Annotated in this window: 12 protein-coding genes; 3 read left to right on the forward strand and 9 right to left on the reverse strand. The window is 45.6% G+C overall.

Features of this window, described 5'->3' with window-relative positions; all coding sequences use genetic code 11:
• Positions 1-316: 316 nt before the first annotated feature.
• Positions 317-1,081 carry a DUF1129 family protein gene (locus ACFQ3J_RS15995; RefSeq protein ID WP_251582671.1) on the forward strand — a complete coding sequence of 255 codons (765 nt, stop codon included), beginning with the start codon at positions 317-319 and terminating at the stop codon, positions 1,079-1,081.
• Positions 1,082-1,265: 184 nt separating this feature from the next.
• On the opposite strand, the gene ACFQ3J_RS16000 is transcribed toward ACFQ3J_RS15995, so the two are convergent.
• Positions 1,266-4,025, reverse strand: coding sequence for a copper amine oxidase N-terminal domain-containing protein (locus tag ACFQ3J_RS16000; protein WP_251582672.1), 2,760 nt, complete (start codon positions 4,023-4,025; stop codon positions 1,266-1,268).
• 301 nt (positions 4,026-4,326) lie between these two features.
• Between ACFQ3J_RS16000 and ACFQ3J_RS16005 the strand changes: the two genes are divergently transcribed.
• Complete coding sequence (locus ACFQ3J_RS16005; RefSeq protein WP_251582674.1) at positions 4,327-5,301, forward strand: hypothetical protein; 975 nt, start codon at positions 4,327-4,329, stop codon at positions 5,299-5,301.
• Between the two features lie 72 nt (positions 5,302-5,373).
• On the opposite strand, the gene ilvA is transcribed toward ACFQ3J_RS16005, so the two are convergent.
• Positions 5,374-6,654 (reverse strand): threonine ammonia-lyase IlvA, encoded by a 1,281-nt coding sequence (gene ilvA, locus ACFQ3J_RS16010; protein WP_091160546.1) that lies wholly within the window; start codon positions 6,652-6,654, stop codon positions 5,374-5,376.
• A gap of 556 nt (positions 6,655-7,210) precedes the next feature.
• On the reverse strand, positions 7,211-7,540 hold the full coding sequence (locus ACFQ3J_RS16015) for a four-helix bundle copper-binding protein (RefSeq protein ID WP_091160548.1): 330 nt from the start codon (positions 7,538-7,540) through the stop codon (positions 7,211-7,213).
• A 175-nt stretch (positions 7,541-7,715) separates the two neighbouring features.
• Between ACFQ3J_RS16015 and ACFQ3J_RS16020 the strand changes: the two genes are divergently transcribed.
• Positions 7,716-8,000 carry a DUF4176 domain-containing protein gene (locus ACFQ3J_RS16020; RefSeq protein ID WP_091160550.1) on the forward strand — a complete coding sequence of 95 codons (285 nt, stop codon included), beginning with the start codon at positions 7,716-7,718 and terminating at the stop codon, positions 7,998-8,000.
• Between the two features lie 191 nt (positions 8,001-8,191).
• Here the strand turns inward: ACFQ3J_RS16020 and ACFQ3J_RS16025 are convergent, their stop codons facing one another.
• From ACFQ3J_RS16025 to ACFQ3J_RS16050, 6 genes are all read right to left on the reverse strand, one after another.
• A complete protein-coding gene (locus ACFQ3J_RS16025) occupies positions 8,192-8,602 on the reverse strand; it encodes a hypothetical protein (protein WP_091160551.1) in 411 nt (136 codons plus the stop codon).
• A 59-nt stretch (positions 8,603-8,661) separates the two neighbouring features.
• Entirely contained in the window at positions 8,662-9,015 is a 354-nt protein-coding gene (locus ACFQ3J_RS16030) for a VOC family protein (protein WP_251582676.1), read from the reverse strand.
• 190 nt (positions 9,016-9,205) lie between these two features.
• Positions 9,206-11,143, reverse strand: coding sequence for a beta-glucoside-specific PTS transporter subunit IIABC (locus ACFQ3J_RS16035; protein ID WP_251582678.1), 1,938 nt, complete (start codon positions 11,141-11,143; stop codon positions 9,206-9,208).
• 164 nt (positions 11,144-11,307) lie between these two features.
• Positions 11,308-12,159 carry a BglG family transcription antiterminator LicT gene (gene licT / locus ACFQ3J_RS16040; protein ID WP_251582680.1) on the reverse strand — a complete coding sequence of 284 codons (852 nt, stop codon included), beginning with the start codon at positions 12,157-12,159 and terminating at the stop codon, positions 11,308-11,310.
• A gap of 204 nt (positions 12,160-12,363) precedes the next feature.
• A complete protein-coding gene (locus tag ACFQ3J_RS16045) occupies positions 12,364-13,794 on the reverse strand; it encodes a glycoside hydrolase family 1 protein (RefSeq protein WP_285850067.1) in 1,431 nt (476 codons plus the stop codon).
• 60 nt (positions 13,795-13,854) lie between these two features.
• Positions 13,855-15,312: a glycoside hydrolase family 1 protein gene (locus ACFQ3J_RS16050; protein WP_251582788.1), complete on the reverse strand. Its 1,458-nt coding sequence runs from the start codon at positions 15,310-15,312 to the stop codon at positions 13,855-13,857.
• Between the last annotated feature and the right edge of the window lie 488 nt (positions 15,313-15,800).

A 15,800-nucleotide genomic window follows, 5' to 3' on the forward strand; every position in this document is an offset into this window, starting at 1 on the left:
ACCTACGGATTTGCATCACAAACTTCATGGAATGGATTAATCCAGGCAATAATAAAGAATAATAACAAGCAGCAATTGAAGAATATAGGAAAGGAAGATATCACATGAATCTCATGTTTCACTGGCTTCAGCATCACCTGGGAAGTGTATTCCTATGCCTTGCCGTTCTCGCAGCCATTATATATGTAGCCGTTCATCATACTCAGCTGTTTTATAAAGAATAAGCTTACGGCTAACTTTGCTAATTCCACCTTACTCCCGTATACTTTATTCATATTATGCACGGACATAGGGCAGAGGAGTGGACAATACAGTAATGAATCGCAGCAAACAAATCATGCTGATCAAGAATCGGCAAACCACGGTCATTGGCCAGATGAAATCCCCTTCCAGGGAGTTCTACGCATTGATTGAGAATCAGGCCAGGAATTCACGCATTCCTGAGTTTGAGCTGGAGGAGCTGCTGCTTCGCATGGGACAGGAAATCCTAGAAGCACAGCGTAAGGGTACAGATCTGAATCAATTATTCGGCGGGAAACCGAATTCCTATATTAAAGAAGCAGAGAAGAAATATGCGTTAACATCGACTAAGAATTCGAAAAATTCTTCCAATGTCTCAACTAATGATTCGAATCAGAATAAAAATGCAAATACAGATAACACCAAAGGAATCAAATTCAATCTCATGATTGCGTGGGCTGCTGTATCCATGGTATTTCTGCTAATGGGCCTCATCGGGCAGGTTACGTCGTGGGCGGGCCAAGATCCATCACCGTATACGAGCATCAGCCTGTTTACATTAGCCCTCATCGCCGGTGGAGCGATTGTGTTGATTCAAATTCTCCTATCCTTCAATAATGCACCTGAGGATGAAGAGACCCCTCGGTCTCCGAAACGCGCTGGATTTAATCTCAAGTCCGTCGTTAATTACCTCATCGTCGTTGTGATCATCTTGCTGCTCGGCTACGTATTCGGCAATATGCTTCCCGCCATCCAGCTGTCTGCGATCGCCCTCATCATCATCGGCGCCGTCGGACTTGTGCTGGTTAAACCGATCTTTGGAAGAAAAAAACAATCCTAATCCATACAATATAGACCCTGGAGTATCCTCAGCCATTTCGGACACTTCAGGGTCTACTATTCTCATGCAAAAAAGAAGCTCGGGATCGCTGTATTAGCAACCCAAGCTTCTTGTTCTTTCTATATTCGTTCATACCTTAAGACGATTTTAGTGGACATTAGTTGTCCTCAGCATGCGGTTCTTCTCATTGATTTCCTGAAGGGCTCTGCGTTTGCGGTGCAGAGGCAGCAGGCAATTCCTCCATTACAATCGTGTCACTTGCCCTCGACAGGCTGTTCACCGTGGCTGACTCTCCATCCGCTACAGATAATACAAATATCCGGTAGGCAACCCCGGCTTTTAAAGTACTGCCATCCGCATCAAGGGCATAGGTATCCAGCAACGCGCTCAGGCTGTTTCCTGTTTTGGATACCGTAGTATATTGATTCCTAGGCAAGGCACTTGCCTGTTCCAAGGTAAACTGTTCTGCATTAGCTGCCTTCACCGCAATGACTGCATAGAAGGACAATCCAGCCTCATTGCCAGCTCGGTTGAAATCCACTTGTATGGCTGGATTCTCGGCCTGCTTGATCTCCACCTTGGTTATGACGGCAGCATCTACTGCGACAGGCGCCTTGTTGATCACAAATGAGTTAGAGGCCTGTGACAATGCATTTACAGAGCGGACCTTACCATCTGCGAGCGACAATACAAACACCTTATAATTTGTTCCTGGAACAATCCGGTCTCCTCTGACGTCCTTGGTGTTCTCGTTCAGCACCTGAGACAGATCCGATCCTTTCTTCGCCACTGCTGTATAATTTCCTGAATCCACCCGATTCGCCCATGACAGATCAAACCTGCTCGCTTCATCAGCCCGCACAACCATGACAAGATAACGGGACAGCCCTGTTTCATCCGCAGCCTTCTTGAATTTCACGGTGACATCGCGTCCATCTCCGTGATTCCCGTTCACTACCGCCTCTACCGTGGAAGCTGGCTGAGCACTGCTGGCCGACAGCTGAATAACAGATGAAGCACCAGATAGAGAGTTCAGCCTGCTGTCGCCTCTGTTGCTTACCGTAAGAACAAATACGCGGTAGCTTACACCGCTCCGAATTGCAGATCCATCGGTATCTCTAATATCGGCAGACAGTGTGACGGACAAATTCCCTCCTGATTTGTTCACACGCGTGTATCTTGAGCTGTTCATGCTGTTCGCTTTTGATACATCAAAGCCCCCTGCATTCCCCGATTTCACGACAAATACGCGATAATGATCCACATTTGCTTCATTCGATGATGGATTGAACGTCACTCTGAGGTCACGGCCATCCCCATAGTCCTGAATATCACTCACTACAAGTCCGCTGATCGGCTTTGTTACGGAGGTGTTCACAAGAGTAAATTGGGCCGAGGCACTAGAGAGAAGATTGGAGTATCCTCCCTGCTGATTGCCCATGGATGCGACAAAGACACGATAAGCCTCTCCTTCACGGATTGTGTTGCCGCTGGTATCCTTCAGTTTTTCAGGCAAGGTGGTGGTGATATTTTTACCTGTTTTGGAGATATCGTAGTAACGGTCTGAGCCCAGCTTATTCGCTTCAGTCATATTAAAAGAGGATGCCTGGGCATTTCTGACGACGTATATTCTGTAAAAACCGACCTTGGCTTCATTGCCTGCTTTATTGAAGGAGACTTGAACATCCCGGCCATTTCCATAATCATTAACATCCTGAACAGCCGTAATGGATGGAGCTGTCAGTGTAGCACTGTCGAGTGTAATCGCAGAAGATGCACTAGACAGCTTGTGCTGCTTATTGTTGGTATTGGAGCTGGTCGAATAGATGAAAACGACATACGGTATTCCGTTCTTGATAACTTCACCTGAAGAATCACGCGAGCCTGACGACAACATCGTCGTTATCGTTGAGGAGCTCGACTTATTCACGGGTGTAGAGTAGCTGTTCGCTGCTCTGCTGGCTGCGGTCACATCAAAGGATGAAGCATCCTTTTGCTTAACGACAAAGATACGGTAATTTGTAATATCGGATGTCGTACCCGGCTGCTTGAAGCTGACTTCCATATCTCTTCCGTCCCCATTATTCGCAATATCTCGAATCTTAACTTCAGAGGCTGCAGCCACTGCCGGCTTGGCATTCATCGTAATCGGATCTTTCGCCGAGGACAACACATAAGCAAAATCCGACGCATCGTTCCCCACAGTCAGTACATATACCTTGTAAGCTGTACCGGACTGTATTTTCTGACCCGCTGCATCCAGTGCGTTCTCTTTCAGTGTCGTGCTGAGCTTGCCATTCGTTCTGGATACCGGAGTATAGCTCGTGTAAGATACATTTTTGGCTGCATTCAGATTAAAGCTTCCTGCATTTGAGGCTTTGACCAGCATGACCCGATATTCATGCACGCCTCCTTCATTCTGCGAAGGGGTAAACTCCACCCTGATATCTCTAGCATCTCCATACTGAGTACCTACCTTGGTTGTTACAGTGGAAGAAGTCAGATCATTGCTGCTCGTTATAATATCTACACGTTTGGCACTGGAGCTCCACAGCACTTCCTCACCAAGCGCCTCCGTCACGAACCGGATCGGCACCATCGTGCTGCCTTTGATGATTGACGCTGGAACATCGAGCGTGACCCTGCTTCCACTTATCGTGGCATAGCTTGATCCGATCGTCATGGAGACTGTCTGGTCACCTTTTGTAGCTGTAACCGTCTTCGTTTTATTGTTCCATAATACATTCGCATCGAGCCCTTCAAAGATCGAGCGCAGCGGAACAAGAACCCGATTGCCCTTCATCACAGGAGCTTGGGGAGAAGGGAGTCTTTCATTATCAATATAAATTTGGATGGTGGTCGCTGCGTTTAACATACCAGGAGCATGACCAGCGCCCGCGAATACCAGGGCAGCAATCACAACCGAGGATACCCATTTTTTCATCAATATTTCCTCCAGCATCAAATTGAATTACCTAAAACTTCAGATCCATTTGCAACTTAAGCAGCTCATTTCACGTCAGCAATCTTATAACGCAGAAGGGTGGGATAATGTTCCATATTTACAAGACAAAAGAAAATTATTTTTTTTAGAAAACAGGATGCCGGCTTGCTCACTGCACCGAATGAACCGAATTGGCAGATCCACATCGAATTAACTAGGGTAGATAGGATACAGATAATTAGGGTAAATAGTTTAGATAAGTCTTGCTGAGAAAAATTATTCATGAATCTTAGGAGGGTATATGATGAAGAACACGATACTTCGGCTTAAGAACAACCGGAAATCCACCGTAAGATGGATGGCTGTGTTAAGCAGTGCTGCACTGCTGCTTCCTGCGGGATGGAGCCCCGCCTTCGCCCAGAATTCAGCCCAAGCGAATACATCAGCTCCTGCCGCCGCTGCGGCGGTTTCATCGGAATCATCCATTATCCTGAACAAGTTTAGAGCTTTGCTTAAACAGCCGAACGGCTTGCCGGACGCTGCTGCTTATCTGAATGAAAATATATCGAGTACAGCTCCTCATCATGCGACACTCATGGTGCTCTATCTTGAGAATGCACGAGTCAAAGCTATGCCGGCCATTGATGAGAAATTGTATCCACAGGATGTTCAAGAGGAGCTGCAGACTATATTCAAAGAAAATTACACGATGAACCAGCTGATCCAAAAGGCCAAAACTCAAAAAGTAAAAAAACTGCTTACTCAAGCCAAAAATTACGGATACAAGGTCATTACCGCTGAAGGCATGTATTTCCTGACGATGGATTATTCTGCTTTTGAACGCTACAAGGAGGATGTCAAAGAGGATATTTCTGCCTACATCAGCATCCAGTCAGAGCTGTCCCGCAAACAGCTGGGTAAGGATGCCGCACTTGCGATCGGGTATCAGGAGCTTGTAAATCGCGCATTACTGCTCGAAGGATTTGTTAACAGCTATCCGAACTCTAATCGCACACAGCAGATTGAAGGTCAATTCGATTTGTACAAACACGTTATTTTTTACGGGATGAATAATACCCCTCTCTTTCAGGACAATGGAATGATCAGGCCCAATGCCAAAAAAGCGTATACGTTTATTGCCGGACTTCCGAATGATAACAACAGTCAGCTGCACGAGCTGCTGCAGCAGTTCGTTGACGTACTGGAGGATCATCAGTTCAAGCAAACCTCCGAGGTGAATGATTGGCTGGATCAGCATGTCGGAACGAACGAATAAAATGCTAATGTACAGCAAGAAGCCCCGCTTATGTTCATAAGCGAGGCTCTTTTTATATCGTATAAATTCATATCAGATCAAGAGATTAAATAGATTGAGATCCTTGTTCAGCTCGGTGTATTGAATATTCTTTCGATTCATGCGCTCGATCAGCGGCTCGTAATCCTCGGTGTACATCAGCTCGATGCCGACCAGGGCCGGGCCGTTCTCTTTATCATTCTTCTTCGTATATTCAAACCGGGCAATATCATCGTTTGGACCCAGCACATCCTCCAAAAATTCACGGAGTGCACCAGCACGCTGCGGGAAGTTAATCATGAAATAATGCTTCAGCCCTTCATACATGAGTGAGCGTTCCTTAATCTCCTGCATCCGGTCAATATCATTATTGCCCCCACTGATGATGCAGACGACTTTCTTGCCTTGAATTTGATCCTTATACTGTGCCAGCGCAGCAACGGACAAGGAACCTGCCGGTTCAACAACAATGGCGTTTTCGTTATACAATTCAAGAATCGTCGTACATGCCTTGCCCTCTGGCACCTTGATAATATCATCCAGTGCATTCTTGCAAATATCGTAGGTGAGATCACCTACACGTTTGACCGCTGCACCATCCACAAATTTATCAATCTGCTGTAGTGTAACGACCTGCTTCTGTTCCATGGCCTCTGTCATGGAAGCTGCGCCTAATGGCTCTACGCCGATAACCTTCGTTTCCGGATGAACCGTTTTGATATACGCGCCTACGCCCGCCGCGAGTCCACCGCCGCCAATCGTAACAAACACATAATCTGCTGGAGCGTCCAGGTCCTCCATGATCTCCATACCAATCGTTCCATTGCCTGCAATAATCTTTGGCTGATCAAAAGGATGAATAAATGTAAGCTCCTGCTCCTTGCATACACGCATCGCCGCTTCATAGGAATCATCGTACGTGTCGCCTGTCAGCACGACCTCCACGTTGCTTCCACCAAAACGTCTTACCTGCTTGACCTTCTGGTTTGGTGTCGTGCTTGGCATAAAAATTTTGCCCCGAATCCCCAAGGCATTACACGAAAAAGCAACACCTTGCGCATGGTTCCCAGCACTCGCACATACAATTCCTCGTTCTCTTTCCTCTTGGGACAAGCTCCGGATCATATTGTAAGCACCCCGGATTTTAAATGAACGAACGACTTGCAAATCTTCTCTCTTTAAGTAAACTTCGCAATTGTATTTCGCAGATAACACAGCGTCACGCTGGAGTGGCGTACGTATGATAACCTCCCTCAGCACATGGTGTGCTCTGACGATATCCTCCATTCCCACAACAGGGACATTTCCACTTCTTGATGTCTCTACTGGTTCCATTCTCTCCACACTCCGCTTGAATTTGGTACGCGCAAGGGCATGTACTTGAATCAACTTCATAACTCATTAAGCTGATGAATTCGAAACCATAGCAACTCAGGATATTATGAAATTGATTCACTTACGCAGCATTTCTCTGTATGACATGGCTTCAGTTCATTTCTATGTATTGTACCACTTTCCTGCGCTGCATGCCCTCCTTATCTGTACTTATTTTTGTGTTTGTATCTCTTATTTTCAGGATGCAGAGAATCATGATAGCCTAGCAATATAGATGCTGTCCATGACTGGGTAGGCTTAGAGCGAATCGTATATGCTAGTTCTTCAACACAGCTGTCCATGTGGCTGAGTGATATTGAACAAGAAAGAAGGGTTAATTACTCTTGGTATGGGTACTGGGCAAATAACTTGGGGATTTATTGAGTTTATGTGGAAATGAATAACGTTGTCCGCTCTATTCCCTAAATTAATATGATAGATATCGATCATCTTACGACAAATCAGACAAGACAAACAGATCCCGCCTTAACCGTCTTGTCTGATTTGCCATTGCTACTTATGCTGCTAATCCTCTGCACACCTCTGCACATTGGAAACATGCTTCCGCACACTTCCTGCAGTGTTCCATGTCATGCTGTTGGCACTCTGTACCACATGCTTCACATATGGCTGCACAAGCCTTCGCCAGCTCGGATACAACGGGCGTACCTCTTAAGAGAGCTTGTTCAAGATATCCGCATATATCGGCACATTCCCTGTCCAAGCGGATACACTCGACCATCATACCTACATGATCTTCCTGCAAGCATGCATCATAGCAATGGTTGCAGGCAGCCATACATTCGTGCAGCGCATTCACCGCTGCCTGATACTTTTCTTGTAACATATTACACACCTCCAGATCATTTTTCTCTCTTATGAAGTACCCTTCTCATTCAATCTCAAACAACCAATCGACGGATGTATGATGTGATTAGAATGAAATGATAAGCAGCTTCTTTTGCATGTCTAAGGGTCATTATGGTTAAATAAGAGCATTGACCTGCAAAGGAGGAACGATCATGACACTAAACTATGAACAAGACTTGCTGCCGATCGGTTCTGTGGTACGCATTAAGGAATGGAAGCAGAAGCTGATGATCTATGGACGACTCCAAAATGATACTGAATCTCATAGCACATGGGACTATGTGGCTTGTTATTATCCCCACGGTAATTTAACGGAGGACTCCAATGTCTTCTTTAACCACGAGGATATTAAGGATGTCATATTCAAAGGGTTTGAGGATCACGAGGAAGTCGCTTTTCGTAAAATATTGGCTGAAGCGATCAAGGAATCCAAGTAAGGGGCTTTCGCGGCGTTCGGTTTTTGGCTGAATCACTCCGGTTGACTTCGTCAAAAGTCGTTCTTCATCCAAAAATCTCACTAAGCAAGGTGTACAGAAGTAGCCCAGCTGTAATTCAGCTGGGCTTTCTTAAATTAATTCATATAGAATATCAAGAACGTGGATGCCTTTTTCCGGACAGACTTCAGACTTCAAAAATCCTTCTCGAATTTCTCCTCGAATAAGGAGTTTACTGATTCCATAAATTTCGGATCGCTCACATAATAAATCCTATCCATCTGTTGAGGCGTGAATTTCAGCTTCATATCTTCGCCTTCATAAAGCTCCATTCTGTAAATGTTTCCTACCGCTCCCTCTTGAGGCTCTTCAGGTACCCATTCAACATCCTTAATCTGATTAATCCATTCTTGAACCTCTACAGAATCGTTTATCCAAATTCGATGCCCGCTGCTCCCATCAATTAACCTTATACGGTCTGCATTTGATATAATACCCGGATATAACTCGGACAAGGTCGTACGAAGTGGGGGCTGTACAGGTTCAGCTTGACAGGCTGTTAACAGAAGGAGACATAGAATCATGAACCCTTTTTGTATCCTCATCCTTTCCCTCCTAAATAGCACTTAGAGCATACTGATGAGCTACCAAAAATTCCACATAATCAACCTTTATTCTGAATTAATCCAATTCCATTGCCAACGGGATCTACCAAATATGCTAGATAAAAATCTTCAAATTCCATCCTGTCTCTTACAATTTGAGCTCCGAGTTCTACTGCCGCATTGATCGCAGTCTCGATATCTTCCACTTCAATCTGTATTCGGGTTCCATGCGGGAAATCGTGCGGACCTTTAGAAATTCCCCCTCCTATTCCTGGATCGTCCTTAGTTCCTGTTGTAACAGGATAATAACCCCATTTAGGCTCTGCAATTCTCCAACCAAACACTTTGGAATAAAACTCCCTTGCGAGTTCAGGACTCTGACTGTTGAGTTCAAAACCTACGACTTTACCCATCAAGATAACCTCCAATAATGGAATTTATGACCAACATAACATTATAATAACGAATGTACGTTCGTATGTAAACATCCTGAAATTGCATCACCTGCGAATACGAAGAAAGACCTCGGCGTTTACCTGCCGAGGTCTTCATGTTAACAATATTTCTCTGTTGCTGGCTCCAGAGTCAGTATGCAGTATCCGCCTACAGCGCCTTGGCTGTATAGATCAGCTCTGTCTCACGCACGTTTGTTTTGCCTGCGGATTGGATCGCTCCGTATTGATGCATGTTGGTTACAATGACAGGGGTAATCGTTTCGTAGCCTGCTTTGTCGATCTCCTCCCGGTCGAACTCCATCAGAAGATCACCCACGGATACCCTCGCTCCAGCTTGAACCTTCGGACTAAAGAACTGACCTTTGAGCTTCACTGTATCGATACCGATATGAATCAGTATCTCTGCACCGCTGTCGCTTACAAGACCAATCGCATGACCGCTCTTGGACAGAGAGAAGACCGTTCCGTTAATCGGGGATACAACACGTCCTTCGGACGGCTGAATGGCAAATCCTTGACCCATAATTTCTTCCGAGAACGCAGGATCATTCACCGCACTCAGAGGTTTAACTTCACCCGTAATCGGGCTGTATACTTCCTGGTCCTCTGCACTCACTTCTTCCCCAACTATTTTTACAGATGCAGCAGAACCTGTTTCATTTGTTGCAGCAGCCTGCAAGTTCACTGCTTTACCTTCCGCAGTATCCACTTGTTTAGCTTCCGGAGCTTCCACGGCAGTCTCTTCTTTAAATCCAAGAATATAAGTGAGGACTACAGCCGCTACCGTACCAATCAGAAGACCGATGACGGCATAAACGAATGTTCCACCCAGGATCATTGGAATACCGGACAAGCCAGCAAGACCGCCAATCACATAAGCTTTGGTATGGAACAAGCTCATAAATGCACCGCCGATACCTGCCCCGATCAGGGCTGCAATAAACGGTTTTTTGTACTTCATGTTGACCCCGTACATCGCTGGCTCCGTAATCCCCATGAAGGCCGTAACACTCGTAGACATCGCGAGTGATCTCGTTTGTTTATTTTTGGATTTAAGCGATACACCGAGTGCACTGCCCGCTTGGGCAAAATTGGCTACCATCATCATCGGAATCAGGTAATCGTAACCCAATGTAGCAATGGAACCGATCATAATCGGCACAAGCGCATAGTGCATACCTGTAATAATAAGCAGAGAGAAAGTTCCGCCAATAATAAGTCCTGCAAATAGACCCGTGTTATTAAACAGCCAGGAGAATCCATCCGTCAAGCCGTTACCAATAATAACACCCAGTGGACCAACGGCAATAAGTGTCACTGGTACAATGACGAGCAGCGTAACTGTAGGAACAACAATTAGCTTGAGCGATGCATGTGTAACCTTGTCTACGGCTTTCTCCACATAGGAGGCGAGCCATACCGCGATCAGGATCGGGATAACCGATGATGAATAGGTAGCGGCCACAACAGGCAGCCCGGCAAACGTAACATCCTCGCCCGTTCCAAGCAGGGCGGTGATGGTCGGATGGAGCACTGATGCTCCGATGGCTGCACCAATGTACATATTGCTTCCCAGTTTACGTGCAGTACTGATCCCCAAGATAATTGGCAGGAAGTAGAACGCCCCGTCTCCTATCGCCGACAGAATTTGATACGTTGAACTTGTCTCCGACATCCAGCCCAGTGTGACCAGCAGTGCAACAATCCCCTTGATCATCCCTGCTCCGGTAATCGCCGGAAGAATTGGGGTGAATACGCCGGAAATGAAATCGAACAAAGCACTCAGCGGATTTTTCTTCTGCTTCGTTTCGGTGGATACATTCGTATCCCCATCCGGTGATTTGCTCATATTGCCGACCAGTGCATTGTACACTTTGGGCACCTCGTTACCGATAATGATCTGGAACTGTCCCCCGTTAATCATGACCCCCATGACACCTGGTGTATTTTGAAGCGTCTTCTTATCGGCCTTACTATTGTCATTCAGGTTAAAGCGAAGCCGGGTCATACAATGCGTGACTTGGTCGATATTTTCTTCGCCGCCAACCAGCTTCAATATATCTTTGGACAATTGCTGTTTATCCATGATGAATTGCTCCTTTTAGGAAATGTAATAAATGATAAGATAAGCTCGTGTTGCACTTAGAATTAGGAAATAAAAAAACCTAAACACTGAAACCAAGACAAGAGTAGATCTTATCTATGATTCAACGTTTAGGTTTTGCCTGTACTTACAGTAACAATCCTGTATTATTCGGTTGGTTGTTCGTTTCTGACAATCCGCTCAATATGAATGGTCAGATATAATATTTCTTCCTTCGATAATACCCGACTATAAATCTTACGAGTGTAATCGTTAATCTTCATTGCACAAGCGTAAGCATCAGGGTATTGCTTGCTGACCAGGTCATGAAGCGGGTTATCCTCTTCCTTCCCTTCGATCGCGGTCCCTGCTATTACCCGCTGTGCAAAGTATTTCAGATGCGTTAAGAACCTATAGTAGCTGAGCGAATCTTCATCCAGCTCAATCATAAAGCTTCGTCTGACAATGTTTAGAATATCCTTGACGATATTCGTAATACTGATCGTTTCCCTCATCTCACCGTTCATCTGGGCATTTACGAGATGCATCGCGATGAATGCGCATTCGTCTTCCGGCAGGAGCACGCCAAGCGTTTCTTCAATCATGTTCAGTGCCTTCTGACCGATGGCAAACTCCTTGCGGTACATGCGTTTAATCTCCCACAGCAGTGCGTTTCGCAGCTGCATACCCTGACGATGGCGATCTATTGCAAAATGGATGTGATCCGTCAGCGAAATATAAATACTCTCATGCAGCTTTCCGCCAAGCACCGTTTCCGCATAACGGATAATTTCATCCGAGCATTCCACATACACCGCAGGAATATCCGACAGAAGCGTTTTCAGTTTCTGAGATACTTCCTTGCTTTCGAGTGAGAATACCTTCTCAATAAGAGATTCGTCAATCGAGTCTCCTGTATGTTTCTTAAAGGCGATCCCCCGCCCCATGACGACTTGCTCGTTACCACTTGAATCGATGACCGTCACAACATTGTTGTTCAGCACCTTCGCTATTTTCATCTGTTCACATCACCTTGTACTGGCAAAAAATTAAAGGCAAAACCAAAGCAGAGCATTGTTGCAGCCCAGCCTCTGGTTTTGCCTGATTTAACAGTAACAATCCAGTAATATATTTGCTATAGGCCTATCTTACCATATCAGCAGCCAAATGACAACGGTTTTATGAAAGCGTTTAACAGTCCCGAAGGTGCCAATATTCGTTAATTACTCTCCGGCAGCTGGGTCAGTAAGGCTTGCTCCGTTTGTACCAATAACTTCTTTATACCAATGAAATGATTTCTTCTTATAACGTTCAAGACTGCCTGTGCCGTCATTGTTGCGGTCTACATAAATGAAGCCGTAGCGCTTCTTCATCTCTGCTGTAGAAGCACTGACCAGATCAATACATCCCCAAGAGGTGAAGCCCATGACCTCAACTCCGTCCTCGATCGCTTTGCCGACTTCGACAAGATGATCGTTCAGATACTGTATTCGGTAATCGTCGTTTACCGTTTTGTTCCCATGCTCGTCCGTGACAAGCTCATCAATGGCACCGAGTCCATTCTCAACAATGAACAGCGGCTTTTGATAACGGTCATAATATTTATTTAGTGTAACGCGTAGGCCTTGAGGATCAATCTGCCATCCCCATTCACTGGCCTTCAGATAAGGATTTTGTACACCTGCGAACAGATTCCCTTTGCCTTCATTCCGTTTGTCCGGATCGGCTGTTTCACAAATGCTCACATAATAACTGAAGGATATGAAATCCACGGTGTGCTTCAGAATATCAGCATCGCCATCTTCAAATTGAATACTAATGTTGTTCTCTTTGAAATAACGATTGATATATTTGGGATAATAGCCGCGGGCATGCACATCGGCAAACAGGTCGTTCCGCTGCTCTGCATGCATGGCCTTAACGACATCATCCGGGTTCGGTGTGAGCGGGTAAGTTGGCATGCTGAGCACCATACAGCCGATTTTGGCCTCTGGCATCATCTCATGTCCGATCTTTACGGCTAGAGCGCTAGCTACCAGCTCATGATGGATCGCCTGATACAAATCCTGCTTGGAGAGTTGATCCTTCGGCGTGAAGATCCCTCCGCTCATAAACGGCTCCTCCAAAATGGAGTTAATCTCGTTAAAGGTCAGCCAGTATTTCACTTTTCCTTTATAGCGGGCAAACAGTGTTCTAACATATCGCTCGTAGAATCCAATCATCTTGCGGTTAACCCAGCCGTTATATGTCTTGGACAGATGCAGCGGCGTCTCATAATGAGAGATCGTTACCAGCGGCTCAATGCCATACTTCAGACACTCGTCGAACAAATCATCGTAGAACTGCAGTCCTTTTTCATTCGGCTCAAGCTCATCCCCTTGCGGGAAAATACGCGACCAGGCAATCGACGTGCGGAATACCTTGAAGCCCATTTCAGCAAACAGCTTGACGTCCTCTTTGTATCGGTTATAAAAATCAATCCCTACCAGCTTCAGGTTATCTGGCGTCGGTTCATCTGTTCTCGGTGCCGCAATTCCTTTCGGCAGTACGTCCTGTACAGACAGTCCCTTACCATCTTGATTGTAGGCTCCTTCCAGCTGATTGGCAGCTACAGCACCGCCCCATAGAAAGTCTTTCGGAAATGAAGTCGTCATATCTGTCATCCTCTCTCGATTGTTATATCCTGCACAGTATATTGGTCATTCATTCTCTCATTACAGTGTTTCTCCGTTAGAAGCGATTACGTTCTTGAACCATTCAAATGAATCCTTTTTCGAGCGCTTAAGTGTACCGTTGCCTGCATCATCCAGATCGACATAAATAAAACCATAGCGCTTGGACATTTCAGATGTAGACATGCTAACGAGATCAATCGGTCCCCAGCTCGTAAAGCCCATCAGGTCTACACCGTCCTTGATTGCTTCATTCATCTGCTCAATATGCTTTCTAAGGTAATCCATCCGGTACGTATCATGAATGGAGCCGTCCTCTTCGACCTTGTCATATGCGCCAAGTCCATTCTCTACGATAAACAGCGGTTTATTGTAACGATCCCATAGATTGTTCAGTGTAACCCGAAGCCCGATCGGATCGATCTCCCAGCCCCAGTCAGATGCTTCAAGATAAGGATTCTTCACGCCGCCAGCCAGATTGCCTGCTGTCTCTTCCTGATCTGCAGAAGCTGATTTGGTCACACTCATGTAATAGCTGAAGGAAATGAAATCTACCGTATTGTTGAGCAAGATTTCATCATCACCCGGCTCGCGTTGGATGACCACGTTATTCTCTTCAAAGTAACGAGCCATGTAGTTCGGATACTTCCCACGTGCATGAACATCGGTAAAGAACAGGTTGATTTGATTCTCCTGCTGTGCCAGTCTTACATCCTCTGGATTGCAGGTTTTCGGATAGGTCTCCATACGGGCAAGCATGCAGCCTACCTGGGAACCTGGAATAATCTCATGTGCAAGCTTCGTTACCAAGCTGCTTGCGACGAACTGGTGATGCAGCGCTTGGAAGGCCGTTTGGAGCTTGTTATCAACCGCATCCACCAGGATGCCTCCCCCAGTGTATGGGCTGATCAGCATGACATTAATCTCGTTAAACGTCAGCCAGTATTTCACCTTGTCTTTATACCGCTTGAATACCGTCTCCGCATATCTCACATAATGGTCGATGACCTCACGTCCGGCCCATCCGTTGTATTTTTGCGTAAGACCCAGCGGTGTTTCATAATGGGACAGCGTTACGAGCGGCTCAATGCCGTATTTAAGCAGCTCATCAAATACCTCATCATAAAATCTTAAGCCTTCTTCGTTCGGTACTTCATCATAGCCGTTCGGGAAAATACGGGACCAGTGAATGGACATCCGGAATACCTTGAAGCCCATTTCAGCGAATAGAGCGATATCCTCTTTGAAACGGTGGTAGAAGTCGATCCCATGACGCTTTGGAAAGCGCTCTTCAATCTCACCTGCTAGAATCTGTTCGATGCGATCAGAAGTAATATCCATAGCATGACCGCCTTTACGCAGCTCCTTCGGAACATGGGCAATCATGTCTGCAGTAGAGAGACCTTTTCCACCCAGGTTATAGCCTCCTTCAAGCTGGTTTGCGGCTGTTGCTCCACCCCATAAGAAGTTTTCCGGAAATCCTTTTTTGGCTATTGTCATCATTAAACAACCTCTTTTCCATGATATAAATATAGAAATTGCGAAATATAGATAAAGGAATCAATTTAGGACATCAATAATACACAGGCTTGATCGTTTTCGTATACAGACTCCGAATACGCCGGCTGTCATCCGAGGTCAGAAAACAAAAAAAACCTAAACTCAAGGTAAAAGCACACTCCGCCAAGGAGCCTGTCATTTCACCATCAGTTTAGGTTTTGCCTGTCTTAAGCAGTAACAATCCATTAAACGATGCTTACAAGATATGTGGTTGTTTTGTACTGAAAGCGTAACATAGTGCCAAAACAAAATCAACCCGATGATGGAGTTACCCTCTTTTTATGCTGTGCCTATGGCTATGAAATGAGAGCAGAGAAGTATTCGTTTCAAGCCATAGGCATAGCTTGGGCTTCCAAGTATTAATTAGCCCCTCCAGCAGGAGAGAATCAATAGCAAGAATCCATCAATCCTCATCAGGTACTTGCTCA

It is taken from the genome of Paenibacillus provencensis (assembly GCF_042678545.1).
Taxonomy (GTDB): Bacteria; Bacillota; Bacilli; order Paenibacillales; family Paenibacillaceae; genus Paenibacillus; species Paenibacillus provencensis.